At 48.3% G+C, this 13,446-nt stretch carries 12 protein-coding genes; 1 reads left to right on the top strand and 11 read right to left on the bottom strand.

The annotated features are described in order from the left end of the window. Positions 1-176: 176 nt before the first annotated feature. Positions 177-845: a stalk domain-containing protein gene (locus DC345_RS17320; RefSeq protein ID WP_113054120.1), complete on the bottom strand. Its 669-nt coding sequence runs from the start codon at positions 843-845 to the stop codon at positions 177-179. A 330-nt stretch (positions 846-1,175) separates the two neighbouring features. Between DC345_RS17320 and DC345_RS17315 the strand changes: the two genes are divergently transcribed. Next, positions 1,176-2,372 carry a MalY/PatB family protein gene (locus DC345_RS17315; RefSeq protein ID WP_113054119.1) on the top strand — a complete coding sequence of 399 codons (1,197 nt, stop codon included), beginning with the start codon at positions 1,176-1,178 and terminating at the stop codon, positions 2,370-2,372. Between the two features lie 337 nt (positions 2,373-2,709). On the opposite strand, the gene DC345_RS17310 is transcribed toward DC345_RS17315, so the two are convergent. From DC345_RS17310 to DC345_RS17265, 10 genes are all read right to left on the bottom strand, one after another. Next, complete coding sequence (locus DC345_RS17310; protein ID WP_113054118.1) at positions 2,710-3,312, bottom strand: ABC transporter ATP-binding protein; 603 nt, start codon at positions 3,310-3,312, stop codon at positions 2,710-2,712. Further along, entirely contained in the window at positions 3,302-4,258 is a 957-nt protein-coding gene (locus DC345_RS17305; protein WP_113054117.1) for an oligopeptide/dipeptide ABC transporter ATP-binding protein, read from the bottom strand. Before DC345_RS17305 ends, DC345_RS17310 begins: the two co-directional genes overlap by 11 nt. Before the next feature lie 2 nt (positions 4,259-4,260). Next, entirely contained in the window at positions 4,261-5,058 is a 798-nt protein-coding gene (locus tag DC345_RS17300) for an ABC transporter permease (RefSeq protein ID WP_113054195.1), read from the bottom strand. A 182-nt stretch (positions 5,059-5,240) separates the two neighbouring features. Next, entirely contained in the window at positions 5,241-6,224 is a 984-nt protein-coding gene (locus tag DC345_RS17295) for an ABC transporter permease (protein WP_181586630.1), read from the bottom strand. Positions 6,225-6,277: 53 nt separating this feature from the next. Then, complete coding sequence (locus DC345_RS17290) at positions 6,278-7,921, bottom strand: ABC transporter substrate-binding protein (protein WP_113054115.1); 1,644 nt, start codon at positions 7,919-7,921, stop codon at positions 6,278-6,280. Positions 7,922-8,230: 309 nt separating this feature from the next. Then, positions 8,231-8,707, bottom strand: coding sequence for a nickel-responsive transcriptional regulator NikR (gene nikR, locus DC345_RS17285; RefSeq protein WP_113054114.1), 477 nt, complete (start codon positions 8,705-8,707; stop codon positions 8,231-8,233). Between the two features lie 108 nt (positions 8,708-8,815). Continuing rightward, positions 8,816-9,709 (bottom strand): hypothetical protein, encoded by an 894-nt coding sequence (locus DC345_RS17280; protein ID WP_181586629.1) that lies wholly within the window; start codon positions 9,707-9,709, stop codon positions 8,816-8,818. Positions 9,710-10,154: 445 nt separating this feature from the next. Further along, positions 10,155-12,203, bottom strand: a complete 2,049-nt coding sequence (locus DC345_RS17275) for a hypothetical protein (RefSeq protein ID WP_181586628.1) — start codon at positions 12,201-12,203, stop codon at positions 10,155-10,157. Next, complete coding sequence (locus DC345_RS17270) at positions 12,157-13,059, bottom strand: ABC transporter ATP-binding protein (protein ID WP_113054111.1); 903 nt, start codon at positions 13,057-13,059, stop codon at positions 12,157-12,159. The genes DC345_RS17275 and DC345_RS17270 overlap by 47 nt, the downstream gene beginning before the upstream one ends. Further along, entirely contained in the window at positions 13,052-13,441 is a 390-nt protein-coding gene (locus DC345_RS17265) for a GntR family transcriptional regulator (RefSeq protein WP_053783970.1), read from the bottom strand. Before DC345_RS17265 ends, DC345_RS17270 begins: the two co-directional genes overlap by 8 nt. Positions 13,442-13,446: the final 5 nt, after the last annotated feature.

The following is a 13,446-nucleotide window of genomic DNA, read 5'->3' as shown; positions in this document are numbered from 1 at the left end:
TGCCTGTGCGAGAAGAATTCAGGATCAGCAAAAAAACCACCAGTAGAATCGGTCATATCCTGACCTTCTCTGGTGGTTTTTACTGTTTGGAAACAGGGTAGATACTGCGTTCTACGTTACTATCACATGTTTATTTTTATCAAAGCATGGCTACGAGTACTTGTTGTCACGCTTTCTTATTCATCTTCCCATACAATAGTTATTTCGTTAACATCCTTGTCGGTTGTGGAAATGGAACCAGTAATGGATACAGCAAATTTCCCTTCTTTACGGGCAATAACGTTGAATCCTTCACCCTGTACGTCTTGGCTGTATTGAGTGAGGTTTTTGTTCTGGTAATAACCTTTGTATGAAGTGCATACCGTCAGCAGCGTTTCTTTTGTTGTATATGTAAAGATGATTTTGTTCTTGCCGCCGTCTACACTAGACTCTATCAGGCTAATTATCTTGGCATCCGTTGGTAAAGGTAAATCAGCTGGTAAATACTTGGCCTTCACAATTTCAGCCTGATTGTTTTTATCTGTTGATGCTGTTGAAGTCGAACCACTGTTGCTTGTGGAACCAATGCTTACTTTATTGGTTTTCGAATCATACGTTATTTCCGTGTTCAACGCATCTGCAATGGAACGAACCGGCAGATAAGTACTGCCTTGATACGTAATGGAGGCGAGATTCTTGCCCTTGTCACCTGTCGGTGTGAACTTCTGTCCATTCACTTCAATGCCTAGCCCATGGTTTAAATAAGCTTTGATGGTTTCCAACTGCGTTCCTGCATATACCCCTGCTGATCCCGTTAGCACCATGCCGAAGACACCAGCGGTTAACATCCATTTTTTATTTTTCATCCAAAATCCCTCCTGATTGTTTCTATTATCGAAAATATATGTACGGTTGCTGCTTCATTGCTAAACCAAAGGTTGGAATCATAATACCATCTGGCGAGAGCTTGTACATGATTTAAGAGGAAAACAGGACCAGCGGCGCACAAAATTAGTCGTTTCATTATTTTGCTTTACGCACGCTCGATTCATTGTTATTACATGAATATATTCCTGGATGCAGCCCTATATAAATTGGAATCCATCCGCTGTTACAAGTTGCGAAATCACCAAATTTATTAGATAATAATCTGTCGATTGTAGTCGAAGGAACGGATTTCAAGGGGGATTTAAGCAATGAGCAAGAACAATAATCATACATTTGACGAGCCTATTAATCGGCTCTCCACGGGATCAGAGAAATGGGATGCGCTTGAGGAGATTTTTGGCGTCTCAGATGCACTCCCCATGTGGGTTGCTGACATGGATTTCGCTGCTCCGCCGTCGGTCATTCAAGCGTTGAAGACTCGAATGGAGCATGGTATTTTTGGCTATACGGTGCGAACAGATGCGTATCACGCAGCGCTATCGGGATGGATGGAGCGACGTCATAACTGGAGCATTAACGATGAATGGGTTGTATTCACCCCAGGTATTGTGCCTGCACTCAGCATTGCTGTACAACGGTTCACCGAACCGGGAGATGCAGTAGTAATTCAGACTCCGGTGTATGCACCGTTCTATGATGTAATACGTGGTCAAGGCAGAGAACTGATGACCAATCCATTAGTGGAGAACGATGGACATTATTCTATGGATCTGGAGCATCTGGAATCCTGCCTGAAGACGGGTCGGGTCAAAATGTTAATTCTGTGCAGCCCTCACAACCCAGTTGGGCGGGTATGGACTCGTGAAGAGCTTCAAAGCCTTGCTGCACTCTGCATGCAATATAATGTAATTATCGTTTCGGATGAGATTCATGCCGATCTGGTCCACCAACGCGGTGCGCATACTCCGTTGGCCCTGATTTCTGAAGCTGTCGCTGATCTCAGCATCATCTGTACAGCACCAAGCAAAACGTTCAACATACCAGGTCTTTGCACCTCCAATATCATCATTCCAAATGCCAAGCTGCGTGAATCATTCATGCAGGGCGTGAAAACGATGGGACTTGCCAACATCAGCACGTTGGGAGCAGTTGCAGCCGAAGCGGCCTACAACGGTGCTGAAGAATGGCTGGATGACTGCCTTGCCTATATCCGCGGAAATATGGAATACGTGCAGGAGTATGTCGCAGAGCATATGCCGCAAATCGGAATCCAACTTCCAGAAGCGACTTACCTGCTGTGGGTGGATTTCCGAAAGTTGAATATTCCACATGCGCAGCTGTGTACGATGCTGCTCAAGGAAGCGGGACTCGCCTTCAATGATGGAAGTATCTTCGGAGCAGAAGGCACAGGATTCATGCGCATGAATGTGGCTTGCCCACGTTCAACAGTGGAAGAAGCCATGCGCAGATTGTCTGTGCTGGTGGGCAGGCTGTCGAACCAATAATCACGGTAGGTAAAGTAAACTAAAGACGCTACGAATCGATTACACCTTATTCGGAAGTTTAGCGTGAATCGGGAAGGCTAACAAACTTCAACCCCTTTATTATCGTATGCATAGCAAAATTCTGTGAAAATACAGACAATACGGGCATATAAGGTGTCTACAATTCGTTCCAACATCAAAACTGGAGAATTTCGTCTAATAGCGCGCGCTCGGTTCGTTAAAGCATTGGCTTCGTTAAAATTGCAAAGGGGCTGTCCCTGTAGTCAACATGATTAATGTTCATGATCAACTACTCGGACGCCCCTTTTATATTGTAAAACGGTTTATACGCCGTAAACTATGAAGTTGGCATCTGCACAATCCGATCGCTTAACCTGTGCAGCAACTCCCGATCATGGCTGATGATCAGCAATCCCAGGCTGCGCTGACGCGCGATATTCATCACCGTATGCCAGATCTGGGCTTGTGTGATCGCATCCAGCATGGTGGTCATCTCATCAGCGATCACGTAACGAGTTGCTGTGCCGAGTGCACGCGCAACGCAGAATCGTTGCAATTCTCCGCCTGACAACTCACCGGGCCTGCGATCCAGCCAATTCATCCGGATACCCAAGTCATTGAGCAGCTCCTGGTCCTCGATTGCCGCTTCCTTCAAGACACGGCGCATCCGCCACCGTGGATTCACCGCTTTCTCCGGATGCTGGAATACAAGCTGAACCGGACAGACTCCGGTTTTGGGAAGCGGCTTCCCATCCAGCAGCACTTGGCCTGCCAACGGTTCCACATACCCTGCAAGGATACGCCCAAGACTTGTTTTGCCACATCCACTGGGCCCCCACAAACCAACAACTTCCCCCTGCTGTACTTCCATACTTATATCCTGAAATACCCAAGCGTCCTTACCATAGCGATACCCTGTCTTTCTAGCCTCAAGTGGCATGAATGCACCTCACTTCCCCGTCGCGGAACTTGCGCAGCTCAGGACGTTCACTCGTGCAAACCATGGTCGCTCCAATGCAGCGTGGTGCAAATGAGCATCCGCCTACCTGCTGCCGACCTGTTTCAGGCTGGGTACCAGACAGAGGTTGAAATTCATTTTGCGGCAACGCATTCCAGAGCGCCTTCGTGTATGGATGTCTTAATTTTTCGCCCTTACCTGTAAAATCACATGCCTGTGCCGTCTCCACATTGGAGCCTGCATAAAATACGGATATGCGGTCTGCCGCTGTTAAGGCAGTCGTAATATCATGGGTAATCCAAAGGATGCCGACGCCTTCATTGGCCAGTTGTCTAAATTGCTTCATCGTTTCAGCCAGCACTTCGGGATGGATGCCAGGTGTGGGCTCATCTGCAATAATGACTTTCGGATCGCCCGAGGTGGCCGTTGCCATCAACACCCGCCGAGCCATACCACCTGACAGTTCAAACGGATATTTACCCGTCGTGCCATGTGGCAATCCATAACGTCCCGTCAGTTCCTGCTCTGCCTTGTGCATCGTGGATCGGAGCGTCGATCCGTGCTTGCGCCCTGTCTTTTGGCTTACAGGTTGGACCTGCCTGCCCACCTTCAACAACGGGTCCAAATAACTGACCGATTGCGGAATGTACACCAGTTCATTGCCGCGCAGATGAAGCTGCCGGTCCATGGTCAAGGGTTCGCCTGCATAGCTAATTCGACCTTCTATCGTCGCATTTGCAGGAAGAATGCCCATGATCGCCTGCGCCAGCACACTTTTGCCTGATCCACTTGCCCCTACGACGGCGACAATCTCCCCTTCATTCACAGACAGATTCAGATCCTGAATAGCATGGGTCTCCTCGTGCCCAAACCATCCTCGAGCACGCCGGAACGAAACCGACACTCCCTCTACTTCAAGAAGAGCCATGTCTACACCACCTCCCTTGAACTGCCAGTTCCCGTTAATGTCTTCAGACTACTGCCCAACACATCAAATGCACTAACAACCAACAACAATGCGAGACCTGGGAAAAAAGCCAACCACCACATTCCTGCAGATAAATATCTCATCGACTCTGATAAAATAATACCGATCGCTGGCTGCTGCGGCGACAGCCCCAGCCCCAGAAACGTAATCGCTGCCTCATGCAGAATGGCATGAGGGAAGATCAGCAGCACTCCCACGAACAGCTGCGGGATCAGATGGGGCAGCATGTGTCGCACCGCAATACGCATTCGTGAATGACCCAATCTGCGTGAGATGTGAATATACTCTGCTGATCTCAGCTGAATCATCTCTGCCCGTACAATGCGGGCCAGATTCGGCCAATGGGTCAGAGCAATCGCTAATGCCACCCCAGGCAAACCTCCACCGAACACAAAAGCCAACATTACCAGCGACACCAAGTGAGGAACACTCAGGAAGAGGTCAATAATCCATGAAATGACCCGGTCCGCAGCCTTCCCTGAAGCAGCAGCGAGCCCCAGCAATAGCGCGATAAGTCCGCCGCCACAAGCCGCCATTAACCCCACTTGAATGCTCGTTGCTAACCCTTTTAATGTGCGCATGAACATATCTCTTCCCAGCCAATCCGTACCGAAAGGATGTGCCCAGGCTGGAGCCAGATTCCGATCCATTAAGGAGGTCAGCGTCGATTCTGCCGGAAGCAGTCTGCCTGTCAGCCACACGATGGCAATCCACATCACAGCCAGGCCACCCCAGATCATCGCCCATTTGCGCGGATTACGGAAACGAGGATTACTGCCACCTGAATAACCTTTCCCACCATGAGTACGTGGATGTACTCGCCTCCAATTTCTCTTGTTCCCCGCTTCACTTTTGGGAGAGTTAACTTTCGGATGCTGTGCAGTCTGAACTGCAGGCCGGGAGGGACGTTCCAATGTCTGTTTCATCCTATAGCCTCCTCCTTCATGCGCGGATCAATGATACGGTATAGAATATCGGCCAACATATTGCCTGTAAACACAAATATCGCACTGCACAGCACAAGTCCCAGCAGCAGCGGCACATCACCGCGCAATCCCGCCTGGACCGTTGCTTGACCCAATCCGGGATAGGAAAACACTTGCTCCGCGAGCACAGCTCCACCGAACAATTCACTAAATGAAGCAAATTGCAGCGTCAAAGCTGGCAGTACCACATGCCTGAACCCATGGCGACGAAACAGTTGAACACCTCGCTCACCTCGTGCCCTCGCAAAAAGAATATAATCCGAGTCCAGCACATCCACGAGCTTCTGCCGGGTATGTAAGGCAATAGCGGCTACGCCCGTCAGACTCAACGTCAACGCAGGCAGAATCATGTGCATGGCCCGATCTCCCCATGTCACTTGATCTGCTGCCATACCCGCAGGTACACCAAGTCCGATTGGCAGCCAGCCAAGCCATACACCGAATACCATAAGCAGTAACAGCGCGATCCAGAATACCGGAGTGGAAGCCAGTGTGTAACAGTACCAACAGATCAGACGATCCAGTCGCGAGTCCCGTTTCATGCCAGCAACAACACCCAGACCGAATCCAATCAGACCGGATAACGCCCAAGCCACCGCCATAAGAGCGACAGAATTCATGAATCGTTCCTGGATGATGTCCGCAACCGGCTGCCTATAGATCATCGATGTTCCCAGATCGCCTTGGACTAGTGCCTGCCCCCAAGTAAGCAGCCGTTCTACGGGTGAATCATTGAGTCCCCAGCGATCCTCAATAAGACTGCGCTGTTCTGCGCTCACCCTGATCATATCTCCACCAATGTAGGCCTCCACCGGGTCCACCGGAGAGAACTGCATTAATATAAACGACACCACGCTGACTCCTGCCAGCAAAGATAACAGCCGCAGCATTTTAAATCCGACAAATCTGACCCATCTCATCCTGTCCTCCATCCAATCTCTCCCCAATTCAGGCTAAAGCTACCGCAGCGTTTCTATTTCGATTCTGCATCCCATGACCATTCTTCCAGATTGGATGTCACCGGCCACCCATGACCATGTGGATGGATCTGCTGTTCACCGATATTTAGACCATTCTTCACCAGATACAGATGATCAATGTTCACCAGCCATGCCCATGGCGCATCGCCCTGGTAGCTGAATCCTGTCGATCCGTCCCACTCCGCTTTCTGCCAGAAGGGCAGTGCCTCTTCTTCCGTTGTCGCTTGGAGAGCTTGTTGCATCCAGTGGTCCACAGCTGGATTGCTGTACAATCCAGTGTTGTAGTAACCTTCCCCTTTATGGGTACTACTGTAGAGGTTGTATGTCTCAAGCGGATCATGACTGCCCCACCCGAATAATACGGCATTAGTATAGGCCAGCTTTTTCGTCTCTTCCCGGCTCTTCCCCTCTACATTGACCTTGATCCCTGCCTGGGCCACCATATCCGCAGCAGCCAGTGCCAGAGATTGTCTAGTTAGATCCCCTGCAAAATAAAGCAGATTGAACTCGGCCTTCGTGCCGTTCTTTTCGACAATTCCATCACCATCTGTGTCCACCCAGCCGCCATCAGCCAGAATCTGCTTCGCTTCATCCGGATTCGCATCTGCAAATACAGAATCCGGATTACTCCACGGCAGATCGTCGCTGACCGAGTAGGCCGGACGACCATGCCCCTCCAGTACCCCCTCCACCAATGCAATGCGATTAATCGCGACATTTACCGCTTTACGAATGGAGATGTCGGATGTAACATCATTGCCTGCCGGCAGGCCGTCACCAGACTTCGCACCTGCGGGTTGCATCGGGAACATGATGCCCCGGTTATCCACTGTTTTCACTGATTCAAGCTTCATGCCACTTACCTGCTGCTTGCTGAATGCCGCCGGGATAGCTGCGATATCGACAGTACCCGCCTGCGCCGCCGCAAATGCTGCATCTTCATCCAGATAGAGAAATGTAAGTTTATGGAATGTGGATTTTTTCCCGTAATATTGTTCGTTAGCCTCGACGATCGCCTGCTGCCCCTTATCCCACTGCACCAGCTTGTATGGACCAGACCCAACCGGATGCTCGGCATAATCAGGACCATAGGCGTGCTCAGGCACAATACCGAGTGTCGTCAGAAGACTGATAAACGTGGACTGCGGCGACTTTAATGTAAAGACGACAGTAGTTGTATCCGGTGCTTCCACATCAGCCATATTGGTCAGATCGATGACCGAACCGCTCTTGGCAGCCGTTTCAAACGTAAACCTGACATCTTCAGCCGTCAGTGGCTCACCATCGGAGAACTTTACATCATCCCGAAGTGTGACGGTCCAAGTCAGCCCATCTTCACTGACGGAATGCTCTGTCGCCAGATCATTGACCAGTTGGAGCTTGGCATCCCTTTTCAACAAAGTGCTCTGAAAGAGCGGCGAGCCGTACTGTCCCCAGCCCGTAGTGGGATCAAATCCGCCTTCCGGTTCCGTGCCAACGGCCAGCACCAATTCGTCTTTTGGAAGAGAAGTCGCCGCCTGATGGACGCTCTCTGTTGAGGATGTCCCCTGTGTACATCCCGACAACCCAACTGTACATATAAGTAAAATGCCTAATCCCGCTCTAACCGATCGTTTCCTCCATGAAAATCCGCGCATTTACGTTGTTCCCCCTCTAATTTTTCGTTTCAATCCAAATCCGTGTTACTTTTTTTGAAAATTGTAGCACAAATCAGATTTGTTGTGTCAACAAACATAACTTCAAAATCCATTTATTTTCATTTACAGGGAATTTAAATAAGATTAATTGAGGAATCGATATACCACACAATGTTTGGAGTTAGGTATTATAACAAAACAAAAAGAACAACAGGGTTATCGGTAATCGACCAATAATCTGTTGTTCTTAATACGTGCTAAGGAAAAAGTCGGCTAAAGCCAATGAATCGGTTATTAACATTTTGACATTTAATCCATTGAAGAATCAGGAGAATGGTGAGGATGGTGGTGGCTTGCCATTTTGTTGAGCTCATCCACATACGTTACGGACAACTCTGCATACAGTACTCCTTTTTGAACCTGGATCTGCTGATGCAGATGACGCAATCGTCCTAGGTTGCCCCGTACCGCAATGACCTCCAGACACTGATCATGGTTCAGGTGCACATGCATATTGGAGATGATGTCATGGTGTGCCTCGTGCTGCAGCTCCATTAATCGAATGGGAAGATCACTGATATGGTGGTCATATACCATCACAATGGTTCCAGCTACATCCTGCTCGGAATGCAATGCAGAGGGCTCCAGCAATGTTTTACGGACCAAGTCACGGAAAGCTTCCGAACGATTTTTGTATCCCTGCTCTTCGATAAAGCTGTCAAACTGTTCGATCAGAGGCGTGGGAAATGCCACACCAAACCGGGTCAAATCTTCTTTGTCTGCCATTCATATCCTCCTGCCGCCTCATTTGCTTCGAGTGTACCACAGTCCTGTCTTCTCATCGACTATACTGTTGTTTCTCGGTAGTGGCAAAAGGGTTAATGTAGCCCACTTTTATTTAGGTCTCTTGGTCAATTCCTGTCTGACTGCGGCGTAGGTAGCACTTACCTTCTGTTCCAGTGTATAGATATGTTGTTTGGAACCTGCCCATTTCTCTGCTGCTGCGGATAAGGAGTTCAACGAGCTTAATACGCGTGATGACTGGCCTAGTTTTGTGCTCTGTTTGAACTGCTGCAACGCGTTTGAATATCGCTCTCTCGACAGGCTCGCCTGCTTTTTGCCCGTTTGAATCTGCTTCTTCACCGGATCAGCTCCAGCCAGTAAAGTACGCAACCGTTTCACTTCTGTACTCTTTCGTTTACGGGCTTCGGCAAGCTCCTTTTTCTTGAGACGAATGTCTTGTCGGGCAAGCTGAACAACTGGTTTCAACGTATCCGCTTGGGTTCGAATAGCCGCACTCCATTCCTTGTTTTTGATCGCTTTGGCGGCATCGAGCTGCTTATTCACTGAACTGTACAAGGCAAACAAAGACTCATACCGTGCCTCGGTTTGTTTTACCTTTTCATTTAGACCCCCGATCTTTGCATCATCGATTTGCCTTATACTTACACGTAGTTGTTCAAGCTCCTTGGTATTGGCGGCATGAATGGTCTTTGTCTTTTGTTCCCAAGCTTGTTCCTGCGTCGTCCAGTTACTAACGTTCTCGTACGCTCGTTGCAGGGACAACTTGGTCTGCGAATCGGCCTTGCTCAGCACGGTTTCCCACGCCTTCTGGGCTGTTACGCCAAGCTCAGGGCCCGCTGCTTCAGCAGTGGAGGAATAATACATCACACTCATACTGAATATGATGATGAGTCCCAGGCTCATACGGGTCCATACGTTAGCGCGAAGGTTAGGGCGCGCCCCGTATCGATTGCTCAGGTTGCTCATGAAACTATGATTCTTCATGCTCCTCATATGGTATGGGTTCATAATTTGTTGCTTGCCTTCATTTCCCTCATTTAAGTGGCTTTGCCTGGCTTGCACTGAACATGAACAAAGACCCGCCTGATTATTTTCCTTCCCCTCCAAAATTCCAGTTTGCATTCTCTTCTGCTCCCTTCAATATGAATTGATAGTTAGAACCTGCTGGAGTATCTGTGCGGTGATTCGATTACGATCCCTGAATGAATAAATCTTGACTAAAACAAAAAAAGCACCCGCAAGTCAGGCGTATTGCCTGCTCTTACGGGTGCTTCCCTCATAAGCCGTCCATATGGGATTCGCCGAAATGATCATTATTTCGAATCGAATCATTACCTTTTTCTAATATATTCCATACTTGTATTCTGGTCAAGTCAGATCGAGAAATCAGCATATTTACCGGGAGAACCCTTCCCGCTTGCAAATGATATTACTGTCCGGCCAGGATGGCTTTCATCTCTTCTGTAAGGTCTTCTTCTTTCAGCATCATGTAGATGTTCTCCCCGCGGGTGACATTCAATTTGATCTGATACAGGGTATCTTTCTCTGTCTGATAAGCGGACCTTTGACGCTTGAGCAGGTCGCTAATGATTTTTTTATTTTTAGTAGCGACTTGCTTGTTGCCGTTGACATTCCCGTCCACATATTCTGACTGAGGATATACAAACTGAGGATTTCCAGGACTGTTGATCTCCTGCTTCACAAACTGTGCAGAAGCCACTTCTTCCGTAGGAAAGTCCAGCTGTTCATAATATTTATTTTCTTTCAACCAGCCCAAAACCCGGTCGTAACTCGGTTTTATCTCAAAGTACGACATTTCCTTGGGCTGAGATGGATTCTCGAATGAGGAATCTTGGTTGATTTCCGCGTTCGCAAAGGACTGCCACGGAGAGCGTTGTTCCTCGTAAGTCTGATCCATGATGTCCTGACTCAGAAGTTCCTTGAATTCACGGACTTGCTCCGGGTTACTAATGTAAACCTTACGATACGAACTAATGGAGGAACGTATTCCGATACTCAGTGCATCCTCTTCCAGCTTATAGGTATCGTAAGTAAATTTTTTATAATCTCGAGACTGCTTCAAGGCTATTAAGTCCTCACGGAAATCGGCTTCCGGAATGTAATATTTGCGTTTCATCACCTTGCCGTTATCCAGCTTGTAATTAATAAACACATACTCGTCATTACGCATACCAGGATTGATGGGATCATTCAGCAAAGACAGATCAGAATCCACGATCTTCTGATGAAGAGCAATAACGGCTTTCATATATTCAGGATCACTTGAATAGAAAGGATCGTCATCCATTTTCGATGAGACACCGTTAGTATAAGTGTATCTCTCTCCACCAAGCTTGATACTGTTAACCTTCTTCAACTCAGGCACTCGTGCAGCATATCCATTCCAACTGGCAACAGGGACGTACAAAATCAACCCGGCCACGATACCATATAAAGCCATCTTGGGCAGCAGCTTGCCGCTCCAAATCAACCACGTCTTGCGAATAATCATCTCGGCTACAATATAACCGACAACTCCACCGAGGATATATCCGAAAATTCCCCACCCCGATGATCCTCTTGGAGCAATAATGGTGAAGTAGGCTCCGCTAATTAAAACCAGCGTAAACATCAAACCAAATCGGAATATGGGTTTAACAACAGTAAATGTCACCGCTTGGGTAGCAGATTCCACCTGTCTCTTCGCATAGAATACGTAAGACAACAGAATGAACATCAATGTCAATATGGTATAAATAATAAGTTCCCAACCGATCACAGGAGCTCCACTAATCGAACCCATGCGAAGCAGTAAAGATATATTTTGTGCATTTCGCCCAATATCATCGTAGGGATATCCAAGCAGGTAATGTTGAAGATGTAAGGAAAAAATGAACCATACAACAACAGGCAACAGTAGGAGCGCATAAACGGTGAGCCCCTGCAACACGGACTGTCCAATGCACATGCCTACCACCACGGTCAGCATGAACATAAACAGCGAGTAGATGCTCATACTGAGGCCCCACATCCAGATTGAACTAGCTTCGAATATAAATGCGGGCTGATCCAGTGCTGCCCATACCCAGCCTGTAATGGCAGTCGTTATCCAGATCGGAAGCAAGATCATCATGAATCCTGTCAACAAATTAACGGTTAACAGATGCTTGCGGCGCAACGGCAAACTGTGGAACAGATCTGAAGGTGCACCGGATTGCACATACCGGAACAGAAAAATGCCCGCAGCTACCGGGAACGTAATGGCAAACAGAATTTGTACTTCTCCATTCGCCTGAAACAAACTCGTAATTTGCTGTGGTAAATCCCGATACTCTGTACCGATATGGAGCGGTAGCGAAAACAACAACGTGATCAGGTACAAGATGCCGATCCATCCATGCTGCCTGAAATTTTGGAACAGGATGCCCCGGTTACAGAACAATCGGTTGAATATCATATCCTGCATCCTCCATTTCATAGATAAATATTTCTTCCAGCGTCAGCGGCAGCACATCCAGCAGATAGGGATCAAATGCACGGAACCGTTCCGTCACAGCCTCGCGATTACCTTTCACAATAAACAGGGATACACTTCCACGCTGCTCTTCATGCAAAATATTCACCTGTTCGTCCATAGCCTTGGCATGATCAGGATGACGGAAAGCGACCTGAATTTTATGTGTATCGGCCTTTAGATCATCCAGATCTTTCTCTACAATAATCCGGCCTTTGTGCATGATGGCAACATGGTCGCATAGGTCTTCAATCTCGCGCAAATTGTGAGACGAGATCAGAATCGTCACCTGACGCTCCGCTGCTTCCTGGAACAGCAGATTTTTGATCTGCTGCCGCATGACCGGATCAAGCCCATCAATTGGCTCATCCATGAGCAGCACTTCAGGCATGCAGCTAAGTCCAAGCCATACGGCTGCCTGACGGCGCATGCCTTTGGACATGCGATGCAGTTTACGTTTCACGTCCAGTTTAAATACACTGCCGAGCTGTACAAAACGCTCCTCATTCCAGCGCGGATACACCGAACGATAGAAGGCAGCCATCTGATGAATGGACGATTGAGGGAAAAAGTATGGCGCATCCGCCATAAAAATGGTACGTCCCTTGAGGTCCATATTTTCATATATCTCTTGCCCATCAATGCGAACCGTGCCGCTATCCTGACGATAGATGCCTGCGAGTATTTTGAGCAGCGACGTTTTGCCTGCCCCGTTGGAACCGAGCAAACCGTAGATCGATCCCTTATGTACTTGCATCGTGACGCCATCAACGGCTTTTTCCTGTTCAAATGCCTTAATGACCTGATTCAGCTCAATCATGCGGCTCCCCCTTCTCTATACGGGCCATCGCTTCCTCAAATAAAAGCGTCATATCGGCTTTGCTCAAACCGGAATATGAAGCTTCCGCAATCAGCTTCACCAGAGCGGCTCTGATTTCATCTCTCATGGCTGCATTCGGATGTTCCACGGACGATGATACGAAGCTCCCTTTTCCCTGCAATGAATAGATATAACCTTCACGTTCAAGTTCCCGGTACGCCTTCTGAATCGTATTCGGATTAACCGTGAGCTGCCCGGATAGTGTGCGAACGGAAGGCAGCTGCTCATCGGGTTGGAGAACACCGTACACGATCATTTCTTTGATTTTGTCTACTAGTTGCTCATAGATCGCCTTACGGCTGCGTACATCCAATTCGAACATCCCGC

Origin of the sequence: Paenibacillus taichungensis, from assembly GCF_003287275.1 — a bacterium.
Lineage (GTDB): Bacteria > Bacillota > Bacilli > Paenibacillales > Paenibacillaceae > Paenibacillus > Paenibacillus taichungensis_A.
This window is presented reverse-complemented; position numbering and strand designations above follow the sequence as displayed.

Excerpts from the sequence above, each read along its gene's own strand:
- DC345_RS17320 (WP_113054120.1), bottom strand. The coding sequence starts at position 845 with ATGAAAAATAAAAAATGGATGTTAACCGCTGGTGTCTTCGGCATGGTG.
- DC345_RS17265 (WP_053783970.1), bottom strand. The coding sequence starts at position 13,441 with ATGTTCGAATTGGATGTACGCAGCCGTAAGGCGATCTATGAGCAACTA.
- DC345_RS17305 (WP_113054117.1), bottom strand. The coding sequence starts at position 4,258 with ATGGCTCTTCTTGAAGTAGAGGGAGTGTCGGTTTCGTTCCGGCGTGCT.
- DC345_RS17290 (WP_113054115.1), bottom strand. The coding sequence starts at position 7,921 with ATGCGCGGATTTTCATGGAGGAAACGATCGGTTAGAGCGGGATTAGGC.
- DC345_RS17280 (WP_181586629.1), bottom strand. The coding sequence starts at position 9,709 with ATGAAGAATCATAGTTTCATGAGCAACCTGAGCAATCGATACGGGGCG.
- DC345_RS17310 (WP_113054118.1), bottom strand. The coding sequence starts at position 3,312 with ATGCCACTTGAGGCTAGAAAGACAGGGTATCGCTATGGTAAGGACGCT.
- DC345_RS17275 (WP_181586628.1), bottom strand. The coding sequence starts at position 12,203 with ATGAAATGGAGGATGCAGGATATGATATTCAACCGATTGTTCTGTAAC.
- DC345_RS17270 (WP_113054111.1), bottom strand. The coding sequence starts at position 13,059 with ATGATTGAGCTGAATCAGGTCATTAAGGCATTTGAACAGGAAAAAGCC.
- DC345_RS17295 (WP_181586630.1), bottom strand. The coding sequence starts at position 6,224 with ATGAGATGGGTCAGATTTGTCGGATTTAAAATGCTGCGGCTGTTATCT.
- DC345_RS17315 (WP_113054119.1), top strand. The coding sequence starts at position 1,176 with ATGAGCAAGAACAATAATCATACATTTGACGAGCCTATTAATCGGCTC.
- DC345_RS17300 (WP_113054195.1), bottom strand. The coding sequence starts at position 5,058 with ATGATCTGGGGTGGCCTGGCTGTGATGTGGATTGCCATCGTGTGGCTG.
- nikR (WP_113054114.1), bottom strand. The coding sequence starts at position 8,707 with ATGGCAGACAAAGAAGATTTGACCCGGTTTGGTGTGGCATTTCCCACG.